The organism is Pseudomonas sp. Sample_9 (genome assembly GCF_004307535.1).
Classification (GTDB): domain Bacteria; phylum Pseudomonadota; class Gammaproteobacteria; order Pseudomonadales; family Pseudomonadaceae; genus Aquipseudomonas; species Aquipseudomonas mercuritolerans.
Map to the genome: position 1 here is coordinate 1 of NZ_RAZO01000290.1, position 15,690 is coordinate 15,690.

At 61.0% G+C, this 15,690-nt stretch carries 12 protein-coding genes; 5 read left to right on the forward strand and 7 right to left on the reverse strand.

Translation table 11 applies throughout. The features are described from left to right. Positions 1-284: 284 nt before the first annotated feature. The 4 genes from D6877_RS15675 to D6877_RS15690 all read right to left on the reverse strand — a co-directional run bounded on the left by D6877_RS15675 (position 285) and on the right by D6877_RS15690 (position 5,979). Positions 285-1,286 carry an ABC transporter substrate-binding protein gene (locus D6877_RS15675; RefSeq protein WP_241662911.1) on the reverse strand — a complete coding sequence of 334 codons (1,002 nt, stop codon included), beginning with the start codon at positions 1,284-1,286 and terminating at the stop codon, positions 285-287. A 90-nt stretch (positions 1,287-1,376) separates the two neighbouring features. Next, positions 1,377-2,501, reverse strand: coding sequence for an ABC transporter ATP-binding protein (locus D6877_RS15680; protein WP_130911379.1), 1,125 nt, complete (start codon positions 2,499-2,501; stop codon positions 1,377-1,379). 337 nt (positions 2,502-2,838) lie between these two features. After that, positions 2,839-3,468 carry a response regulator transcription factor gene (locus tag D6877_RS15685; protein ID WP_130911380.1) on the reverse strand — a complete coding sequence of 210 codons (630 nt, stop codon included), beginning with the start codon at positions 3,466-3,468 and terminating at the stop codon, positions 2,839-2,841. A 114-nt stretch (positions 3,469-3,582) separates the two neighbouring features. Further along, positions 3,583-5,979: a sensor histidine kinase gene (locus D6877_RS15690; RefSeq protein ID WP_130911381.1), complete on the reverse strand. Its 2,397-nt coding sequence runs from the start codon at positions 5,977-5,979 to the stop codon at positions 3,583-3,585. A gap of 74 nt (positions 5,980-6,053) precedes the next feature. On the opposite strand from D6877_RS15690, the gene D6877_RS15695 reads away from it, so the two are divergent. Further along, complete coding sequence (locus D6877_RS15695) at positions 6,054-7,040, forward strand: alpha/beta hydrolase family protein (RefSeq protein ID WP_130911382.1); 987 nt, start codon at positions 6,054-6,056, stop codon at positions 7,038-7,040. A gap of 123 nt (positions 7,041-7,163) precedes the next feature. Here D6877_RS15695 and D6877_RS15700 read toward each other — a convergent pair whose 3' ends face one another. Genes D6877_RS15700 through D6877_RS15710 form a run of 3 tightly spaced genes read right to left on the reverse strand, consistent with a single transcriptional unit; the run spans position 7,164 to position 9,620 of the window. Then, positions 7,164-7,931: a TerB family tellurite resistance protein gene (locus D6877_RS15700; RefSeq protein WP_130911383.1), complete on the reverse strand. Its 768-nt coding sequence runs from the start codon at positions 7,929-7,931 to the stop codon at positions 7,164-7,166. A 1-nt stretch (position 7,932) separates the two neighbouring features. Further along, a complete protein-coding gene (gene murU / locus D6877_RS15705; protein WP_130911384.1) occupies positions 7,933-8,604 on the reverse strand; it encodes an N-acetylmuramate alpha-1-phosphate uridylyltransferase MurU in 672 nt (223 codons plus the stop codon). Then, positions 8,601-9,620 (reverse strand): phosphotransferase, encoded by a 1,020-nt coding sequence (locus D6877_RS15710; protein ID WP_130911385.1) that lies wholly within the window; start codon positions 9,618-9,620, stop codon positions 8,601-8,603. Before D6877_RS15710 ends, murU begins: the two co-directional genes overlap by 4 nt. A 130-nt stretch (positions 9,621-9,750) precedes the next feature. On the opposite strand from D6877_RS15710, the gene D6877_RS15715 reads away from it, so the two are divergent. From D6877_RS15715 to rsmA, 4 genes are read left to right on the forward strand one after another with little or no spacing between them, the layout of a single operon-like run. After that, positions 9,751-12,549: an LPS-assembly protein LptD gene (locus D6877_RS15715; RefSeq protein WP_130911386.1), complete on the forward strand. Its 2,799-nt coding sequence runs from the start codon at positions 9,751-9,753 to the stop codon at positions 12,547-12,549. Continuing rightward, on the forward strand, positions 12,524-13,846 hold the full coding sequence (gene surA / locus D6877_RS15720; protein WP_178083694.1) for a peptidylprolyl isomerase SurA: 1,323 nt from the start codon (positions 12,524-12,526) through the stop codon (positions 13,844-13,846). Before D6877_RS15715 ends, surA begins: the two co-directional genes overlap by 26 nt. Next, positions 13,843-14,832 (forward strand): 4-hydroxythreonine-4-phosphate dehydrogenase PdxA, encoded by a 990-nt coding sequence (gene pdxA / locus D6877_RS15725; protein WP_130911387.1) that lies wholly within the window; start codon positions 13,843-13,845, stop codon positions 14,830-14,832. Before surA ends, pdxA begins: the two co-directional genes overlap by 4 nt. Beyond that, positions 14,829-15,647: a 16S rRNA (adenine(1518)-N(6)/adenine(1519)-N(6))-dimethyltransferase RsmA gene (gene rsmA, locus D6877_RS15730; RefSeq protein WP_039757718.1), complete on the forward strand. Its 819-nt coding sequence runs from the start codon at positions 14,829-14,831 to the stop codon at positions 15,645-15,647. Before pdxA ends, rsmA begins: the two co-directional genes overlap by 4 nt. Positions 15,648-15,690: the final 43 nt, after the last annotated feature.

Here is a 15,690-nt window from a genome sequence, read left to right on the forward strand (position 1 = left end):
TGGCCATGACGTACTCCGCAAATCTTTGATCGTTACAGAGGTGGCGAACCACCTCTGTTGCGTTGAAACACTGCTACCTGTGGGAGCGAGCCTTCCTGTGGCAGCGAACCTTTGTGGCGAGGGGATTTATCCCCGTTCGGCTGCGCAGCAGTCGTAAAACCTGAGAATGCGGTTTATCTGACCCACCGAGCGGGTATGGCTTTGGGGCTGCTTCGCAACCCGACGGGGATAAATCCCCTCGCCACAAAAGCCCCTTGCCATCCTCCATACAGGTAAAACAGTGGTTATTTCGCCGCCCAGGAATTGAAGCGCTGTTCAAGTTGCTCGCCGTTATCAGCCCAGAAGCTGACGTCGATCTGCACCTGGTTGGCGATGTTTTCCGGGGTGGTCGGCATGTCTTTCAGGACATCCTTGGCCAGCAACGGTACGGCCTGGGTGTTGGCCGGGCCGTAGGCGATGTTTTCCGAGTAGGTCTTCTGCTGCTGCGGCTGCACCGAGAAGGCGATGAATTTCTTCGCCGCTTCGGCGCGCTTGGCGTCCAGGCCTTTCGGGATTGCCCAGGCGTCGAAGTCGTAGATGCCGCCGTTCCACACCACTTTCAGGTTGGATTCTTTCTGCACCGCAGCAATACGACCGTTGTAGGCCGAACTCATCACCACGTCGCCGGAAGCGAGGTATTGCGGCGGTTGTGCACCGGCTTCCCACCACTGAATGCTTGGCTTGAGCTCATCGAGTTTCTTGAACGCGCGATCCTGGCCGCCCTTGCTCGCCAGCTCTTTGTAGACGTCTTTCGGCGCAACACCGTCGGCCATCAAAGCGAATTCGAGGGTGTACTTGGCGCCTTTGCGCAGGCCGCGCTTGCCCGGGAATTTCTTGGTGTCCCAGAAATCCGCCCAACTGGTCGGTGCGGTTTTCAGCTTGTCGGCGTTGTACGCCAGTACGGTCGACCAGACGAAGAAACCTACGCCGCACGGCTGAATGGCGCCCTTGACGTAGTCTTCGGTCTTGCCGAACAGGGCCGGGTCGAGTTGCTCGAACATGTCTTCGTCGCAACCCCGGGACAGCTCTGGCGATTCAACTTCGACCAGATCCCACGACACACTCTTGGTGTCGACCATGGCTTTGACCTTGGCCATCTCGCCGTTGTATTCGCCGGCAACGATCTTGCCGTTACCCGCCGCTTCCCACGGTGCATAGAAGGCTTTGACTTGCGCCGCCTTGTTCGCCCCGCCAAACGACACCACGGTCAAGTCCGGGCCGGCAGCCATTACGCCGGTCGCACCCATCAGGCCCAGAGTCAGGGCGGTGAACTTCAGGGATCTCAACATTTATTGTTCTCTCCACGTGCAGGGTTGGTGTTGGTATTGCCGGGGCGCTTAGTGCGCCTCTAAAAGCGGATCGAGCGCACGAACGTGCTCGACCTGCCAGCCAAGCGGTACCACGTCGCCGACAGCGAGCGCAGGATCGAGCTCGGCAATCGGTTGTTTCACGAAGAAGTCGGTCTTGCCGCAGACTTCCAGGCGCACCCGGACGTGGTCGCCCAGATAGATGAATTCCGCCACCCTCCCTGAGAAGCGGTTGACGCATTGATCGCTCGAACCGTTGAGGCTGACGCGCTCCGGACGGATCGACAGAGTCACCGGTTCGCCGGTCTGGCCAACGTTGACGGCCAGCGCCTCGACCTTCTCTCCACGCCCCAACTCGACCACGCAGCGCTCGCCGCTCTGGCTGAGCAGGCGGCCGTTGAGGCGGTTGTTCTCACCAATGAAGTTGGCGACAAAGGTGTTCTTCGGCTCTTCGTAAAGGGTGCGCGGTGGCGCGATCTGCTGGATCTCGCCCTGATGGAATACCGCCACGCGGTCCGACATGGTCAGCGCTTCACCCTGATCGTGGGTTACGTAGACCACGGTCACGCCGAGGCGCTGGTGCAGGTGCTTGATCTCCATCTGCATGTGTTCACGCAGTTGTTTGTCGAGGGCGCCCAGCGGTTCGTCCATCAGCACCAGTTGCGGCTCGAACACCAGCGCGCGGGCCAGTGCCACACGTTGCTGCTGACCACCGGACAACTGCGCCGGATAGCGCGAAGCGAAGGCATCGAGCTGAACCATGCTGAGGACTTTCTTCACCCGCTCGCTGACGTCGCTTTTGTTCAAGCCGCGCACGGTCAACGGGAAAGCAAGGTTCTCCGCGACAGTCATGTGCGGGAACAGCGCGTAGTTCTGGAACACCATGCCGATGTCACGCTTGTGCGGCGGCACGTTATTGATCGAACGCCCGGCCAGCAGAATCTCGCCGGCGGTCGGCGTTTCGAAACCGGCGAGCATCATCAGGCTGGTAGTCTTGCCGGAACCGGACGGCCCGAGCAATGTGAGGAATTCGCCTTTGCGAATGTCCAGGTTGAGGTCTTTGACGATCAGGTTCTCGCCGTCGTAGCTCTTCTGCACACCACGAAAGCTGACCAGCACATCACCGGCCCCTGCGTTTGAATCGACCTGGCTCATACCCACACCTTTGTTGTTGATGACTGCTTGTTCATCAAGCCTAGTGGCTGGCGGCGGCCACGCAAATCGGGGCGCAGGAGAGAATCGCTTAAGCGCAATGGAAGGTTGGGTGTAGGGATTGCCCTACAAGGATGGCGCTAATGGATAAAGCAGTGGTGAGCGGTGGGCTGCAAGCCGCGAGCAAGGGCAAAAGCGTTTGTCGCTAACAGATATGCCAACGCGGTCTCATGTAGGAGCTGCCGAAGGCTCGGGCCGCGATCGGACGATCTTTTGACCTTGCTGTTTATAAGATCAAAAGATCGCAGCCTTCGACAGCTCCTACAGGTGCGGGGCGGGTTCAGAGGAGTTTGTGCTCCATCGCGTATTTGACCAGCTCCGCCAGCGAGGTGATGTTGAGCTTCTGCATCAGCCGCGCCTTGTGCGTGCTGATGGTCTTGCTGCTCAGGGCCAGTTGCAGGGCGATGTCGTTGACGTTCGCGCCTTGGGCCAGGCGTTCGAACACCGAGAATTCGCGTTCTGACAAAAGTGAATGCAGCGGCCGGGTATCGGTCAGGCCAACTTCGAATACCATTCGGTCAGCCAGTTCCGGGTCAATGTAGCGCCCGCCCGCGGCGACTTTGCGGATTGCTGTAAGCAGCAGCGCCGGATCGCTGTCCTTGGTCGCATACCCGGCCGCGCCGACCTTCAAGGCGCGCGCGGCCATTTGCGCTTCGTCGTGCATCGACAGCACCAGAATCGCCGGCGGATTGTTCAGCGCACGGATGCGCGGGATCGCTTCCAGGCCGTTGACGCCGGGCATGGAGATGTCCAGCAGCACCACTTCGCACGGCACGCTGCGCAGGGTTTCGAGCAGTTGCTCGCCATTGCTCGCCTCCCCCACGACTTGCAGATCCTTGGCCAGGCCGATCAATTGCTTGATGCCCTCGCGGACGATGGTGTGGTCTTCGGCTACCAGTACACGGATCAAGTTTTTCTCCTCAGCCAAAATATTTCGCGAGCAGGCTCGCTCCCACCCTGGAATGCATTCTCCCTGTGGGAGCGAGCCTGCTCGCGAAGGCGTCCGCACTCACAACACAGAACTTCAGACCTCACTCACCGGCACCCACACCTCAAGACTGGTGCCCTCCCCCGGCTCGCTCTCCAGTTCCAGTCGCCCGCCCATGATCAGTACCCGCTCACGCATGCCGACCAGGCCAAACGACGTCGGCCGACCTTCAGCGGCGACAAATCCTACGCCATCATCGCTGACGGTCAGACACAATTCATCGCCCGCAAGCTCCAGCGTCAACTCCACCGTATGCGCCTGAGCATGGCGCATCACGTTGGTCAGCGCCTCCTGCAAAATCCGGAACAGCCCCACCGCCTTGGCATCGCTGAGCGCCGGCAGGTTGTCCGGCACCTGCACCAGACATGGTATCTGTGTGCGCGCCTCGAAACGCCGAGCCTGCCACTCGATGGCCGAGGCAATCCCGGCATCCAGAATCGGCGGGCGCAAGGCCGTCGCCACATCACGCACCAGCTGAAACAACTGCGCGATCAAGCGCTTCATGCTGTTGAGCCGCTCGTTGAGTCCCGGATCGAGTTGCGCGTAGGCCAGTTCGCACATCGATGTCTCCAGTTTCAGCACGGTGAGCATTTGCCCCAGCTCATCATGAACTTCCCGGGCGATGCGCGCCTTCTCTTCTTCGCGCACGCTTTCCAGGTGCGCCGACAGTTCGCGCAGTTGCTCGCGCGAGGCCGCCAGTTCCAGCTCGATGCGTTTGCTTTCGCTGATGTCCCAGACGATGCCGTCCCACACGTAGGCGCCATCCTCCAGTTTTCGGGTGATCGCCTTGATCTCGGCCCAACGCTGCTCACCCTGGCGCGTGACGATGCGGCCCTGCCACGACCAGTCGCTGTCGTTATCCAGCGCCTGATCTTGGGTGCGGTGATAACTGGCCTTGTCGTCGGGGTGCACCAGGCTGCGCAGGCCCATGTCGCGATGGGCGATGGCTGCCGGCGCATAACCGACCAGACTTTCGCTGCCCTCGCTGATGTAGGCAAAGTCGATCTGCCCGGTGACCGGTGCCCGCTCCAGCCTGAACACCAGACCCGGAACGTTGGCGGCGATGCCTTGCAGGCGCGCCTCGCTTTCCTGCAAAGCGGCGAGCGCGCGGCGGCGGTCGGTGACATCGGTGAGGTAGACAACCAGATATTCACTGTCGCGAAAACGCAGAAAACTCAAAGACACGTCCGCCGGCAACACGCTGCCATCGGCGCGCAGGCAACTGGTTTCGAAGCTCAGCGGTCCTTCTTCACTGGCCCGCGCGCGCTTCCACAGATTGAGCCAGCGATCCATGTGCAGGCCGGGCTCGAAATCGATCAACGGCCGTTCGATCAGCCCGCCCGAGGGATAGCCCAACATGTTTTCCGCCGCGCGGTTGGCGTAGCGCACATGGCTGTCCCAATTGACCCAAAGAATGCCGACGGTACTTTGGTCGATGGAAAACTGCGTCAGTCGCAGGGCCTCTTCGCTGGCGGCGCGCAACGCGATGTCCTCGCGGGCGCTGAGCAAGCGTTGTTCGAGACTGTGCTGTTGGCGCCGCTGCCAGACCACGATCGCCGCGCAACTGAGGAGCATCACCGCGAACAACAGACTGAGGTTCTGCCAGAACCCCGGCGACTCGGTCAGCCGTGGGTATTTCGGCTGCAGCCATTGGTTGTGCAGTTGCTCCAGATCCTTGGCCGGGATCGCGCGCAAGGCGCTCTGGACGATGCCGGCCAGTTCCGGCCAATCGCGCCGCGAGGCCACGCGCAGCAGCTGTGGAAGGCCGATATCGCCGACCACCACCAGTTCGGCAAATTCTGGCTCCACCGACAGGCGCCCCAACTGCGCTTCGTCGACCACCGCGTAGGAGGCTTGCTGACTCAACAGTAGTTGCAACGCCTGACGTTCCAGCGGCACGCCTTGCAGATTCAAGTGCGGATAGTTGCTGCGCAGGTAATCGGCGGTGCTGCTCGGCATGCGCACGGCGACGCGGGTCTGGCTGTCGAGTTTTTCCAGATCGACCGCGCCACTGCTTTTCTGGTCGCTGACCACCAGTTGCGGCACGCGCATGTACGGGTCGGAAAACTGCCAGAGGCGCAGCGCGCTGGGAGTCTGACTCAGGCCCGGGGCGATGTCGATCTCGCCCTCGCGCAAAGCGTTTTCCAATGCTCCGAGATCCTGGAAGTTGCGCCAGCTCAGCTCCACGCCGAGGGTTTTGGCCAGCAGCTTCATCAACTCGACATTGGCCCCGGACAATCGCTGCAAGCGCCGATCGTAGGTCGCGTAGGGCGCCTGCAACACCAGGCCGACGCGCAATTCGTTGTGCTGTGCCAGCCATTGCTGCTTCTCTGGCGACAATTGCGCGGCATGAGCCGGCGGCGCAGGCGCCGCCCAGCCCATCAAGGGAAACCACAAACAGCCGATAACCCACAGGCAGCAAAATCGCTTCATTGAAGTCTCATACACTGACAAATTCTGACCAACCCATTAGGCTGCCAGGATACTTTTCTGGCCTGGAATAACCGATGCCCTTTGTCTACCGCCTGGCACTGCCAGCATTGTGCCTGTCGCTGATCCTGCCTTGTGCGTTTTCCGTCGAAGCCGCCGACCCTGCGCCTGCCGCCACGGATAAACCCGCCGAAGAAAAACCGGCCGAGCGCCAGCCACTGCTTGAGCGTAGTCAGGAAGAGGCCGCCGCACTGCAACGTAAACTGCCGGCGCAAGAGCAGCAACAACTGCAGGCTGGCAGCGACACTTTCCTCGCCCTGTGGAAACCGGCCAACAGCGCCGAACCCAAAGGTGCGGTGATCATCGTTCCCGGTGCCGGCGAAACCGCTGACTGGCCGCAGGCAGTCGGCCCGTTGCGACGCAAATTGCCGGACGTCGAGTGGAGCAGCCTGAGTATCACCCTGCCGGATCTGCAAGGCGACGCCATTGCTCCGCGCGTAATCGAACCGGCCGCCGCGCCGAAAGCCCCGGAAACCGCAAGCAAGGATGCCGCCACCGCGCAACCGATCGAGCAAGCCGCAGGCGGTGAAGCGGAAGTTGCCGAACAGGTGGTCGCCGAGACCAGCGAAGAACAAGCCAAGGCCGATGCCGATCGCATCTTCGGAAGGATTGACGCGGCGATTGCCTACGCCGAACAGCAGAGCGCGCGCAGCATTGTCGTGCTCGGTCACGGCACCGGCGCCTACTGGGCGGCGCGTTTTCTCAGCGAGCGGCAGACGCCGCAGGTGGAAAAACTGGTGATGGTCGATGCGCAAGCACCGGCCAAAGCCCTGCCGCCACTGGCCGAACTGACGCCGACGCTGAAGCTGCCGACGGTGGATATTTTCTACATGGACAAAGCGCTGGATCGCAACGCAGCGCTGGAGCGCATGCAGGCGAGCAAGCGTCTGAAGACCTCGGCATTCAGCCAGGTGGCGCTGAAGGTGTTGCCGGACAAAAAGGCTGAGCAGGAGCAATTGTTTCGGCGGGTGCGGGGCTGGTTGAATCCTCAGGCTGTTGACTGACTGTTCCACCGAGTCGCCCTTAATTCGCGAGCAGGCTCGCTCCCACATTGGATCTATGCACAATTCAATGTGGGAGCGAGCCTGCTCGCGAAGAGGCAAGCACAAGCAAAACCCATCTAATTCCTAGCGAAAATCCCGCCGCTCGCGAATCAGCGTATAAGCGCTATGCAATTCCCGCGTACGCTCGGTCGCCTCACGCACCTGTGCCGGGGTCGCGCCACTGCCGGCAATCTTGTCCGGGTGATGGCGACTGAGCAATCGCCGGTAAGCGCGCTTGATCTGCGCCGGCTCGCTGCTCGCCGACACCCCAAGCAATTTCATCGCCTCCTGGTAGCTCACCGCCGCACTGACGATCGGCCGCTTGCCCGGCTCGTAATCGCTGGCCAATGCCTGCACCTGCTGCGGCGTCCAGCCCAGCCACTTGCCCCACTGCGCCAGCAACTCGCGCTCACTCACCCCAGCGCGACCGTCGGCCCAGACCATCCGCCAACAGGCGCGCAACACACCTTCAGCCGCATGCGGTTGCGCACTCAGACGGCGCAGATAGCCGCGCAGATTGTCGCTGCCGGACTTGCCGCGATTGAACGCAGCGATGGCCCGGCGCGTCGCCGGCTCGCTCATTTCCAGTGCGCGCATTTCATTGCGCGCCTGCTGGATATGCCCGTCAGTGACGCGCCCGTCGCTCTTGGCCAGACGCCCGAGCAAGACGAACAGCAATTCATCGTTGCGCAGCATCGGCCGGCCGCCGAGCTTTTCGCGTAAATGTCCCCAGCTCTGCAAGTGCAGGCGCCGATCCAGCGCCTGCCCCAACAACGCCCCAAGCATGGCCCCCGGAATGCTGGCAATCGCGTACCCCACTCCGGCTCCAATCAGAGTCCCTGGCCACAGCATCTCAGCGACTCGCTTCTATCAAGGCTTCGGCTTCGGCCAGACGCTCGTGGGTCCCGACATCCACCCAATGCCCCTTCAGACGCTCGCCCGTCACTTCGCCATTGGCCATGGCATTGCGCAGCAGCGGCGCGAGCTTGAAAGCACCGTCGCTGCAACCGTCGAACAGCTGCGGATGAAGCACGGCGATACCGCTGTAGGTCAGGGTCGCCGCATCAGGCTCACCGTCCTGCACTTTGCCGTCGATCAGGCTGAAGTCGCCGTTCGGGTGATGCGCCGGATTGTCCGCCAGCACCAGGTGCGCCAGGCCATTGATCGGCTGGTGCAGCACGCTGAAGTCGTAATCGGTCCAGATGTCGCCGTTGACCACCAGAAACGCATCATCACCGAGCAACGGCAGTGCACGGAAAATCCCGCCACCGGTTTCCAGCGGTTCGCCTTCCGGCGAGTACCGAATACTCAGGCCGAAGCGCGAGCCGTCGCCCAGATGATCCTCGATCTGCTGGCCGAGCCATGCGTGGTTGATGACGATTTCGTTGAAACCTGCGGCCGCGAGGGCGCGCAGGTGATACTCGATCAGCGGTACACCGCCGGCACGCACCAGCGGTTTCGGCGTGGTCAGGGTCAGCGGGCGCATGCGCTCGCCTTTGCCCGCTGCCAGGATCATTGCCTTCATGCCGTCGCTCCAGCACGCAAGCTGCTGAACAGCGCTTGCAGTTCCGCCAGTTCAGGACGGCGGGCGATCACTGCTTCTATATAGGAGAAGAAGCGCGGCACGTCCGCCAGATAACGTGGCTTGCCATCGCGGTGGCAGATACGCGCGAAGATGCCGATGACTTTCAGGTGACGCTGCACGCCCATCAGATCGCTGGCGCGCAGGAAGTCTTCGAAATCCGCCTGCACCGGGATGTCCAGCGCCGAGGCTTGCTGCCAATAACTTTCCAGCCAGCCGCGCACGCGTTCTTCCGGCCAGCTGAGGAAGGCATCCTTGAACAGGCAAGTCACGTCGTAAGTCACCGGGCCGTACACCGCGTCCTGGAAATCCAGCACGCCGGGGTTGGGTTCGCTGAGCATCAGATTGCGCGGCATGTAGTCGCGGTGCACCAGCACTTTCGACTGCGCCAGCGCGCTGTCGATCAGCAACTCGCTGACGTGCTGCCACTGTTGCTGCTGGGCCGCATCGAACTCGACGCCCAGCTCGCGCTTGACGTACCACTCGGGGAACAATTCCAGCTCACGGCGCAACAAGGCGACGTCGTAACTGGGCAACGGCGCAACCATCGGCAACTGTTGAAAAGCCAACAGCGCTTGCAGGGCATCGTGGAATAACGCGTCGGCATTTTCGCCATCGATCACGTCGAGATAGGTCTTGTTGCCCAGGTCATTGAGCAAAAGAAAACCGCGCTCGAGGTCTTCGGCGTAAATTTTCGGCACATTAATTCCGGATTTCGCCAGCAAAAAGGCGATATCCACGAACGGTTTGCAGTTTTCCTGGGGTGGCGGCGCGTCCATGACGACGAAGCTGCGACCATCGCCCTCCCAGCGGAAGTAGCGGCGGAAACTCGCGTCGCTGCTGGCCGCGGTCAACGTGGCCGGGGGCACGGTGCCCCAGCCCTGCTCGGCAAACAGCTTTGCCAACTGCTCATCGAGCCAAACTTTCAGGTGTTGCAAGCGTACATCTTGGTCAGGCATTGCAAGGGTCTCCGACGGCGCTAGCCGTCAAGCGGGTCATGCTTTATTATCCAGCATCTTTTTCAGACCATCGAGAGGCGTGCGGCCCACACCGCGGGCAGATGGCACGCAGGAAGCCCGGACTAATAAGATGGCATTGAAATCCCCCGCGTTTCGTAAAAAATTTCCGTTGTTGGTAACCGGCAGTCTGCTGGCTATGCAACCTCTGGCCAGTCAATTCGTTGTTGCCGCCGAGCAGTATGACTGCTCCGTCTCGGCTACGGGTGGCTGGGACTGTGCGCCCAAGTCGCCCGCCGCGGCATTGCCGCCGCGTCCGGTGCATGACGGCAGTGCCGTCAGCGCTGCTGGCGAGGCTCCGGCCGACAACGGTTCAGGCGCAGAGACCGGTGCAAAAACCGCACTGGTCACCGAGTCCAAGGGCCGCGGCCTGAAATCCCGTAGCGAAGACTACAGTCACCTCGACTGGGTTCCGCGCGAGAAGCTCACTGCCGCCCAACTGGCCGAGACCGGTCCTTACTGCTCTGGTTCCTATATCGAACCGATTCGTCCTGGCATGAATGACAAGACGAATAAAAGTGACGCGCCGACCTTCATCGGTGCCAAAGCGTCGCGTTACGAGCAGGACACCCAGGTCGCCAGCCTCGCCGGTGACGTGGTCATGCGTCAGGGCAGCATGCAGGTCGAGGCCGACGAGGCCAACCTGTATCAGGCCGAAAGCCGTGGTGAACTGGCCGGCAACGTGCGCATCCGCGACAACGGCGCGCTGATCGTCGGCGACCACGCCGATGTGCAGCTCGACACCGGTGAAGCCAAGGTCGACAACGCTGAATACGTTATGCACAAATCGCGCATCCGCGGTAACGCGCTGTACGCCAAGCGTGCCGAAAACGCGATCATCCGCCTGAAGGACGGCACGTACACCACGTGCGAACCGAACAGCAACGCGTGGCAGCTCAAGGGCAACAACATCACCTTGAACCCGGCGACCGGTTTCGGCACCGCGACCAACGTGACCTTGCGCGTCAAAGACATCCCGATTCTGTACACGCCGTACATCTACTTCCCGATCGACGACCGTCGCCAGTCCGGTTTCCTGCCGCCAACCATCGGTTCGGGCAGCGACACCGGCTTCACGCTGCTCACCCCGTACTACTTCAACCTGGCGCCGAACTATGACGCCACGTTGTACCCGCGCTACATGAGCAAGCGCGGCATGCTGATGGAAGGTGAGTTCCGCTACCTGACCAAATCGAGCGAAGGTCAGTTCGGTGCGGCGTATCTCAACGATGAGAACGACGATCGCAAGCTTCAGTCCGACTACAAAGACACTCGCTATATGTACAACTGGCAGCACAAGGGCGGTCTCGACTCCCGCGTGATGACCCAGGTCGACTACACCAAGATCAGCGATCCGTATTACTTCCAGGATCTGCAGACCGATCAGATCGGTGTGAAGAGTGCAGATTACGTCAACCAGCAAGGCGCAATCACCTATCGCGGCGACAGCTACACCGCACAGTTGAACGCCCAGGCCTATCAACTGGCCACCGTTTCGAGCATCACGCCGTATGACCGCCTGCCGCAGATCACCTTCAATGGTCAGCTGCCATATCATCCGGAAGGCCTGAATTTCGATTACGAGACAGAGCTGGTACGTTTTGATCGCGACCTGCGCGATGGAGATTTCGTCGACGAAGATGGCATTGCATCACCTCGCCTGGACAGGAACATCACCGGGCTGGCTCGTGCCACCGGCGACCGTTTGAATCTGAAGCCGGGCGTTAGCCTGCCGATGAACTGGAGTTACGGTTTCCTCAAGCCTTCCCTGAAGTATCAATACACTCAGTATCAGCTTGATCTGGACGGCACCGGCAAATCTCAGATCGATGCGCTGTCGCCAGAAAACCAGAAGCTCTACGGCAAATTCAGCAGCAATCAGAATCGTGGTGTTCCGATCGCCAGTGTCGATAGCGGCCTGTACTTCGATCGCGATACATCCTACTTTGGCAAGAATTATCGCCAGACGCTGGAACCACGCCTGTTCTATCTCTATGTTCCTGAGGAAGACCAGTCCGATATCCCGATCTTCGACACCAGCGAGTACACCTTCAACTACTCGTCGCTGTTCCGTGACAACCGTTTCTCCGGTGCCGACCGCGTCGGTGACGAGAACAAACTGTCGCTGGGCGTGACCAGTCGCTGGATCGAAGAAGATGGTTTCGAGCGCCAGCGCATCAGCGTAGGTCAGGCCTACTACTTCAAGAATCGTGAAGTGCAGTTGCCGGGTATCGATGCAAAAACCCGCGCCGACTCCAAATCAAATGTTTCTCCGTACGCGCTGGAATACGAATACCGCTGGAACCGCGACTGGCGCGCCACTGCCGATTACAACTGGGATCCGGACAGCCGTAGCCCGCGCTCCGGCAGTGCGATGTTCCATTATCAGCCTGCGGACAACCCGAACAAGGTCATCAACGCCGGTTATCGCTATCGCAACGACCAGATTCGCTACGACCAGAATACCGGTCAATGGTCGGTGGGCGGTGGTGACTACGGCACCCCGGGCCAGCCTGGCTACGTGAAGGACTACTACAAGATCCAGCAGCATGACTTTTCGGTCATCTGGCCGATCGTTCCGCAGTGGAGCGCCATCAGCCGCTGGCAGTACGACTACAACCGCAATCGCACGCTGGAAGCCTTCGGTGGTTTCGAATATGACAACTGCTGCTGGAAACTGCGCCTGATCAACCGTTACTGGGTTGCCTATGACGAGTTCAGCCAGGAAGCTCCGCAAAACGAAAAAGGCGACCATGGCGTCTTCCTCCAAATTGTTCTGAAGGGGCTCGGCGGCCTGACTGGCGCCAAGGTAGAGAGTTTCCTCGATCAAGGCATTCAAGGTTATCGTGAACGTGAAGACCAAGCTTTCTGATTGTCTGCGCCCGCTGATGCTGGGCGCGCTGTTCCTGGGTACGGCGGCCAACGCCGCCGTACAGTCCATCGATAAAGTGGTGGCGATCGTCGACAACGACGTGGTCATGCAGAGCCAACTGGACCAGCGGGTTCACGAAGTTCAGCAGACCATCGCCAAGCGCGGTGGCGGTCTTCCGCCTCCGGGCGTGCTCGATCAGCAAGTGCTCGAGCGTCTGATCGTCGAAAACCTGCAACTGCAGATCGGCGAGCGCTCGGGCATCCGCATCACTGACGAAGAGCTCAACCAGGCTGTTGGCACCATTGCCCAGCGCAACAACATGACGGTCGATCAGTTCCGCTCAGCGCTGGCTCGTGATGGCCTGAACTATGACGACGCCCGTGATCAGATCAAGCGCGAGATGATCATCAGCCGCGTGCGTCAGCGTCGCGTGGCCGAGCGCATCCAGGTTTCCGAGCAGGAAGTGAAGAACTTCCTCGCCTCCGACCTCGGCAAGATGCAACTGTCCGAAGAACTGCACCTGGCCAACATCCTGATTCCGACCCCGGAAAGCGCCAACTCTGAAGCCATTCAGAGCGCCGCGCGTCAGGCCATGGAGGTTTACCAGCAGCTCAAGCAAGGCGCCGACTTCGGTCAGATGGCCGTGGCCAAATCCGGCAGCGACAACGCGCTGGAAGGCGGCGACATGGGCTGGCGTAAAGCCGCGCAACTGCCACCGCCGTTCGACCGCGAACTGAGCAGCATGGCCGTCGGCGACATCACTCAACCTGCGCGCACACCGGGCGGCTTCATCATTCTGAAGCTGCTGGGCAAGCGTGGCGGCGAAGCGCAGATGCGCGACGAAGTGCATGTGCGCCACATCCTGGTCAAGCCGAGCCCGATCCGCGACGAAGCCAAGACCAAGGCCCTAGTGCAATCGTTGTATGACCGCATCAGCGCCGGTGAAGACTTTGCCGAGCTGGCGAAAAACTACTCGGAAGACCCGGGTTCCGCCCTCAACGGCGGCGACCTGAACTGGATCGACCCGAACGCGCTGGTGCCGGAATTCCGCGAAGTGATGGCCTCGACCCCGCAAGGTCAGCTGTCCAAGCCGTTCCAGACCCAATATGGCTGGCACGTGCTGGAAGTCCTTGGCCGTCGCGCCACTGACAGCACCGAACAGGCCCGTGAGCAGCAAGCCATGACCGTACTGCGCAACCGCAAATACGACGAAGAGCTGCAAACCTGGCTGCGTCAGATCCGTGACGAAGCATACGTAGAGATCAAACTCCCTGGTGCAGACCAGGCAGCGCAGTGAAACCCAAGCGTTTCGCGCTGACACCCGGCGAACCGGCCGGCATCGGTCCCGACCTGTGCCTGCTGCTCGCCTCGCAAGCCCAGCCACATCCCCTGATAGCCATTACCAGCCGCGACCTGCTCATTGAGCGGGCCGCGCAGCTGGGGCTGGCCGTCAATCTGCTGGATGTCGCGCCCGGGCAGTGGCCAAATGTTCCAGCGCCGGCCAACAGCCTGTACGTCTGGGATACGCCACTCAGCGCACCGGTAGTCGCCGGACAACTGGACACGGCCAACGCGGCATTCGTCCTCGAAACCCTGACCCGCGCCGGCAACGGCTGCCTGAACGGCGACTTCGCCGGGATGATCACCGCACCCGTGCACAAAGGCGTGATCAACGAATCGGGTATCGCGTTCTCCGGACACACCGAATTTCTCGCCGACCTGACGCACACCGCGCAAGTAGTGATGATGCTTGCCACTCGCGGTTTGCGCGTGGCGCTGGTCACCACGCATCTGCCACTGCGCGAGATTGCCGATGCGATCACCGCAGAGCGGCTGGAGCGGGTCACGCGAATCCTGCACACCGATCTGCAAGACAAATTCGGCATCGCCCGGCCACGCATTCTGGTCTGCGGTCTTAATCCGCACGCCGGTGAAGGCGGCCACCTGGGCCATGAAGAAATCGACATCATCGAACCGACATTAGAGCGCCTGCGCGGCGAGGGCATGGACCTTCGTGGCCCGCTGCCTGCCGACACTCTGTTTACCCCCAAATATCTGGAGCACTGCGACGCAGTGCTGGCGATGTACCACGACCAGGGCTTGCCCGTGCTCAAGTACAAAGGCTTCGGCGCTGCCGTCAACGTGACGCTGGGCCTGCCGATCATCCGCACCTCGGTCGACCATGGCACCGCCCTGGATCTGGCCGGCAGCGGCAGGATCGACACCGGCAGCCTGCAAGTCGCCCTGGAAACCGCCTACCAGATGGCCGAGACCCGTTTATGAACGAGCAATACCAACACAAGGCGCGCAAACGCTTTGGCCAGAACTTCCTGCACGATGCCGGCGTTATTGACCGCATCCTGCGCTCCATCCATGCCAAGGCTGACGACCGCCTGCTGGAAATCGGCCCCGGTCAGGGTGCCCTGACCCAAGGTTTGCTCGGCTCCGGCGCGCAACTCGACGTAGTGGAGCTGGACAAGGATCTGATCCCGATCCTCAACCAGCAGTTTGCCGGCATGAGCAATTTCAACCTGCATCAGGGCGATGCGCTGAAGTTCGACTTCAACACGCTGAACGCCGCGCCGAACAGCCTGCGGGTGGTTGGCAACCTGCCGTACAACATTTCCACGCCGCTGATTTTTCACCTGCTGAACAACGCCGGCATCATTCGTGACATGCACTTCATGTTGCAGAAAGAAGTGGTCGAGCGTCTGGCTGCAGGCCCGGGTGGCGGTGACTGGGGTCGTTTGTCGATCATGGTTCAGTACCATTGCCGCGTGGAGCATCTGTTCAATGTCGGCCCGGGCGCATTCAATCCACCGCCGAAAGTCGATTCGGCGATCGTTCGTCTGGTGCCCCACGCGGTACTGCCGCACCCGGCCAAGGATCACAAGTTGCTGGAGCGCGTGGTGCGCGAAGCCTTCAATCAGCGCCGCAAAACCCTGCGCAATACCCTCAAGCAATTGCTCAGCAATGCCGAAATCGAAGCCGCCGGCGTCGATGGCAGCCTGCGTCCCGAGCAGCTGGATCTGGCTGCATTCGTGCGCCTGGCCGACCAGCTCGCGATACAGGTCCCGGCAGCTCCCGCCGCCGACTGACCCGCGATGAACGCTATCGGGCAGCACACCACTCTGGTTTACT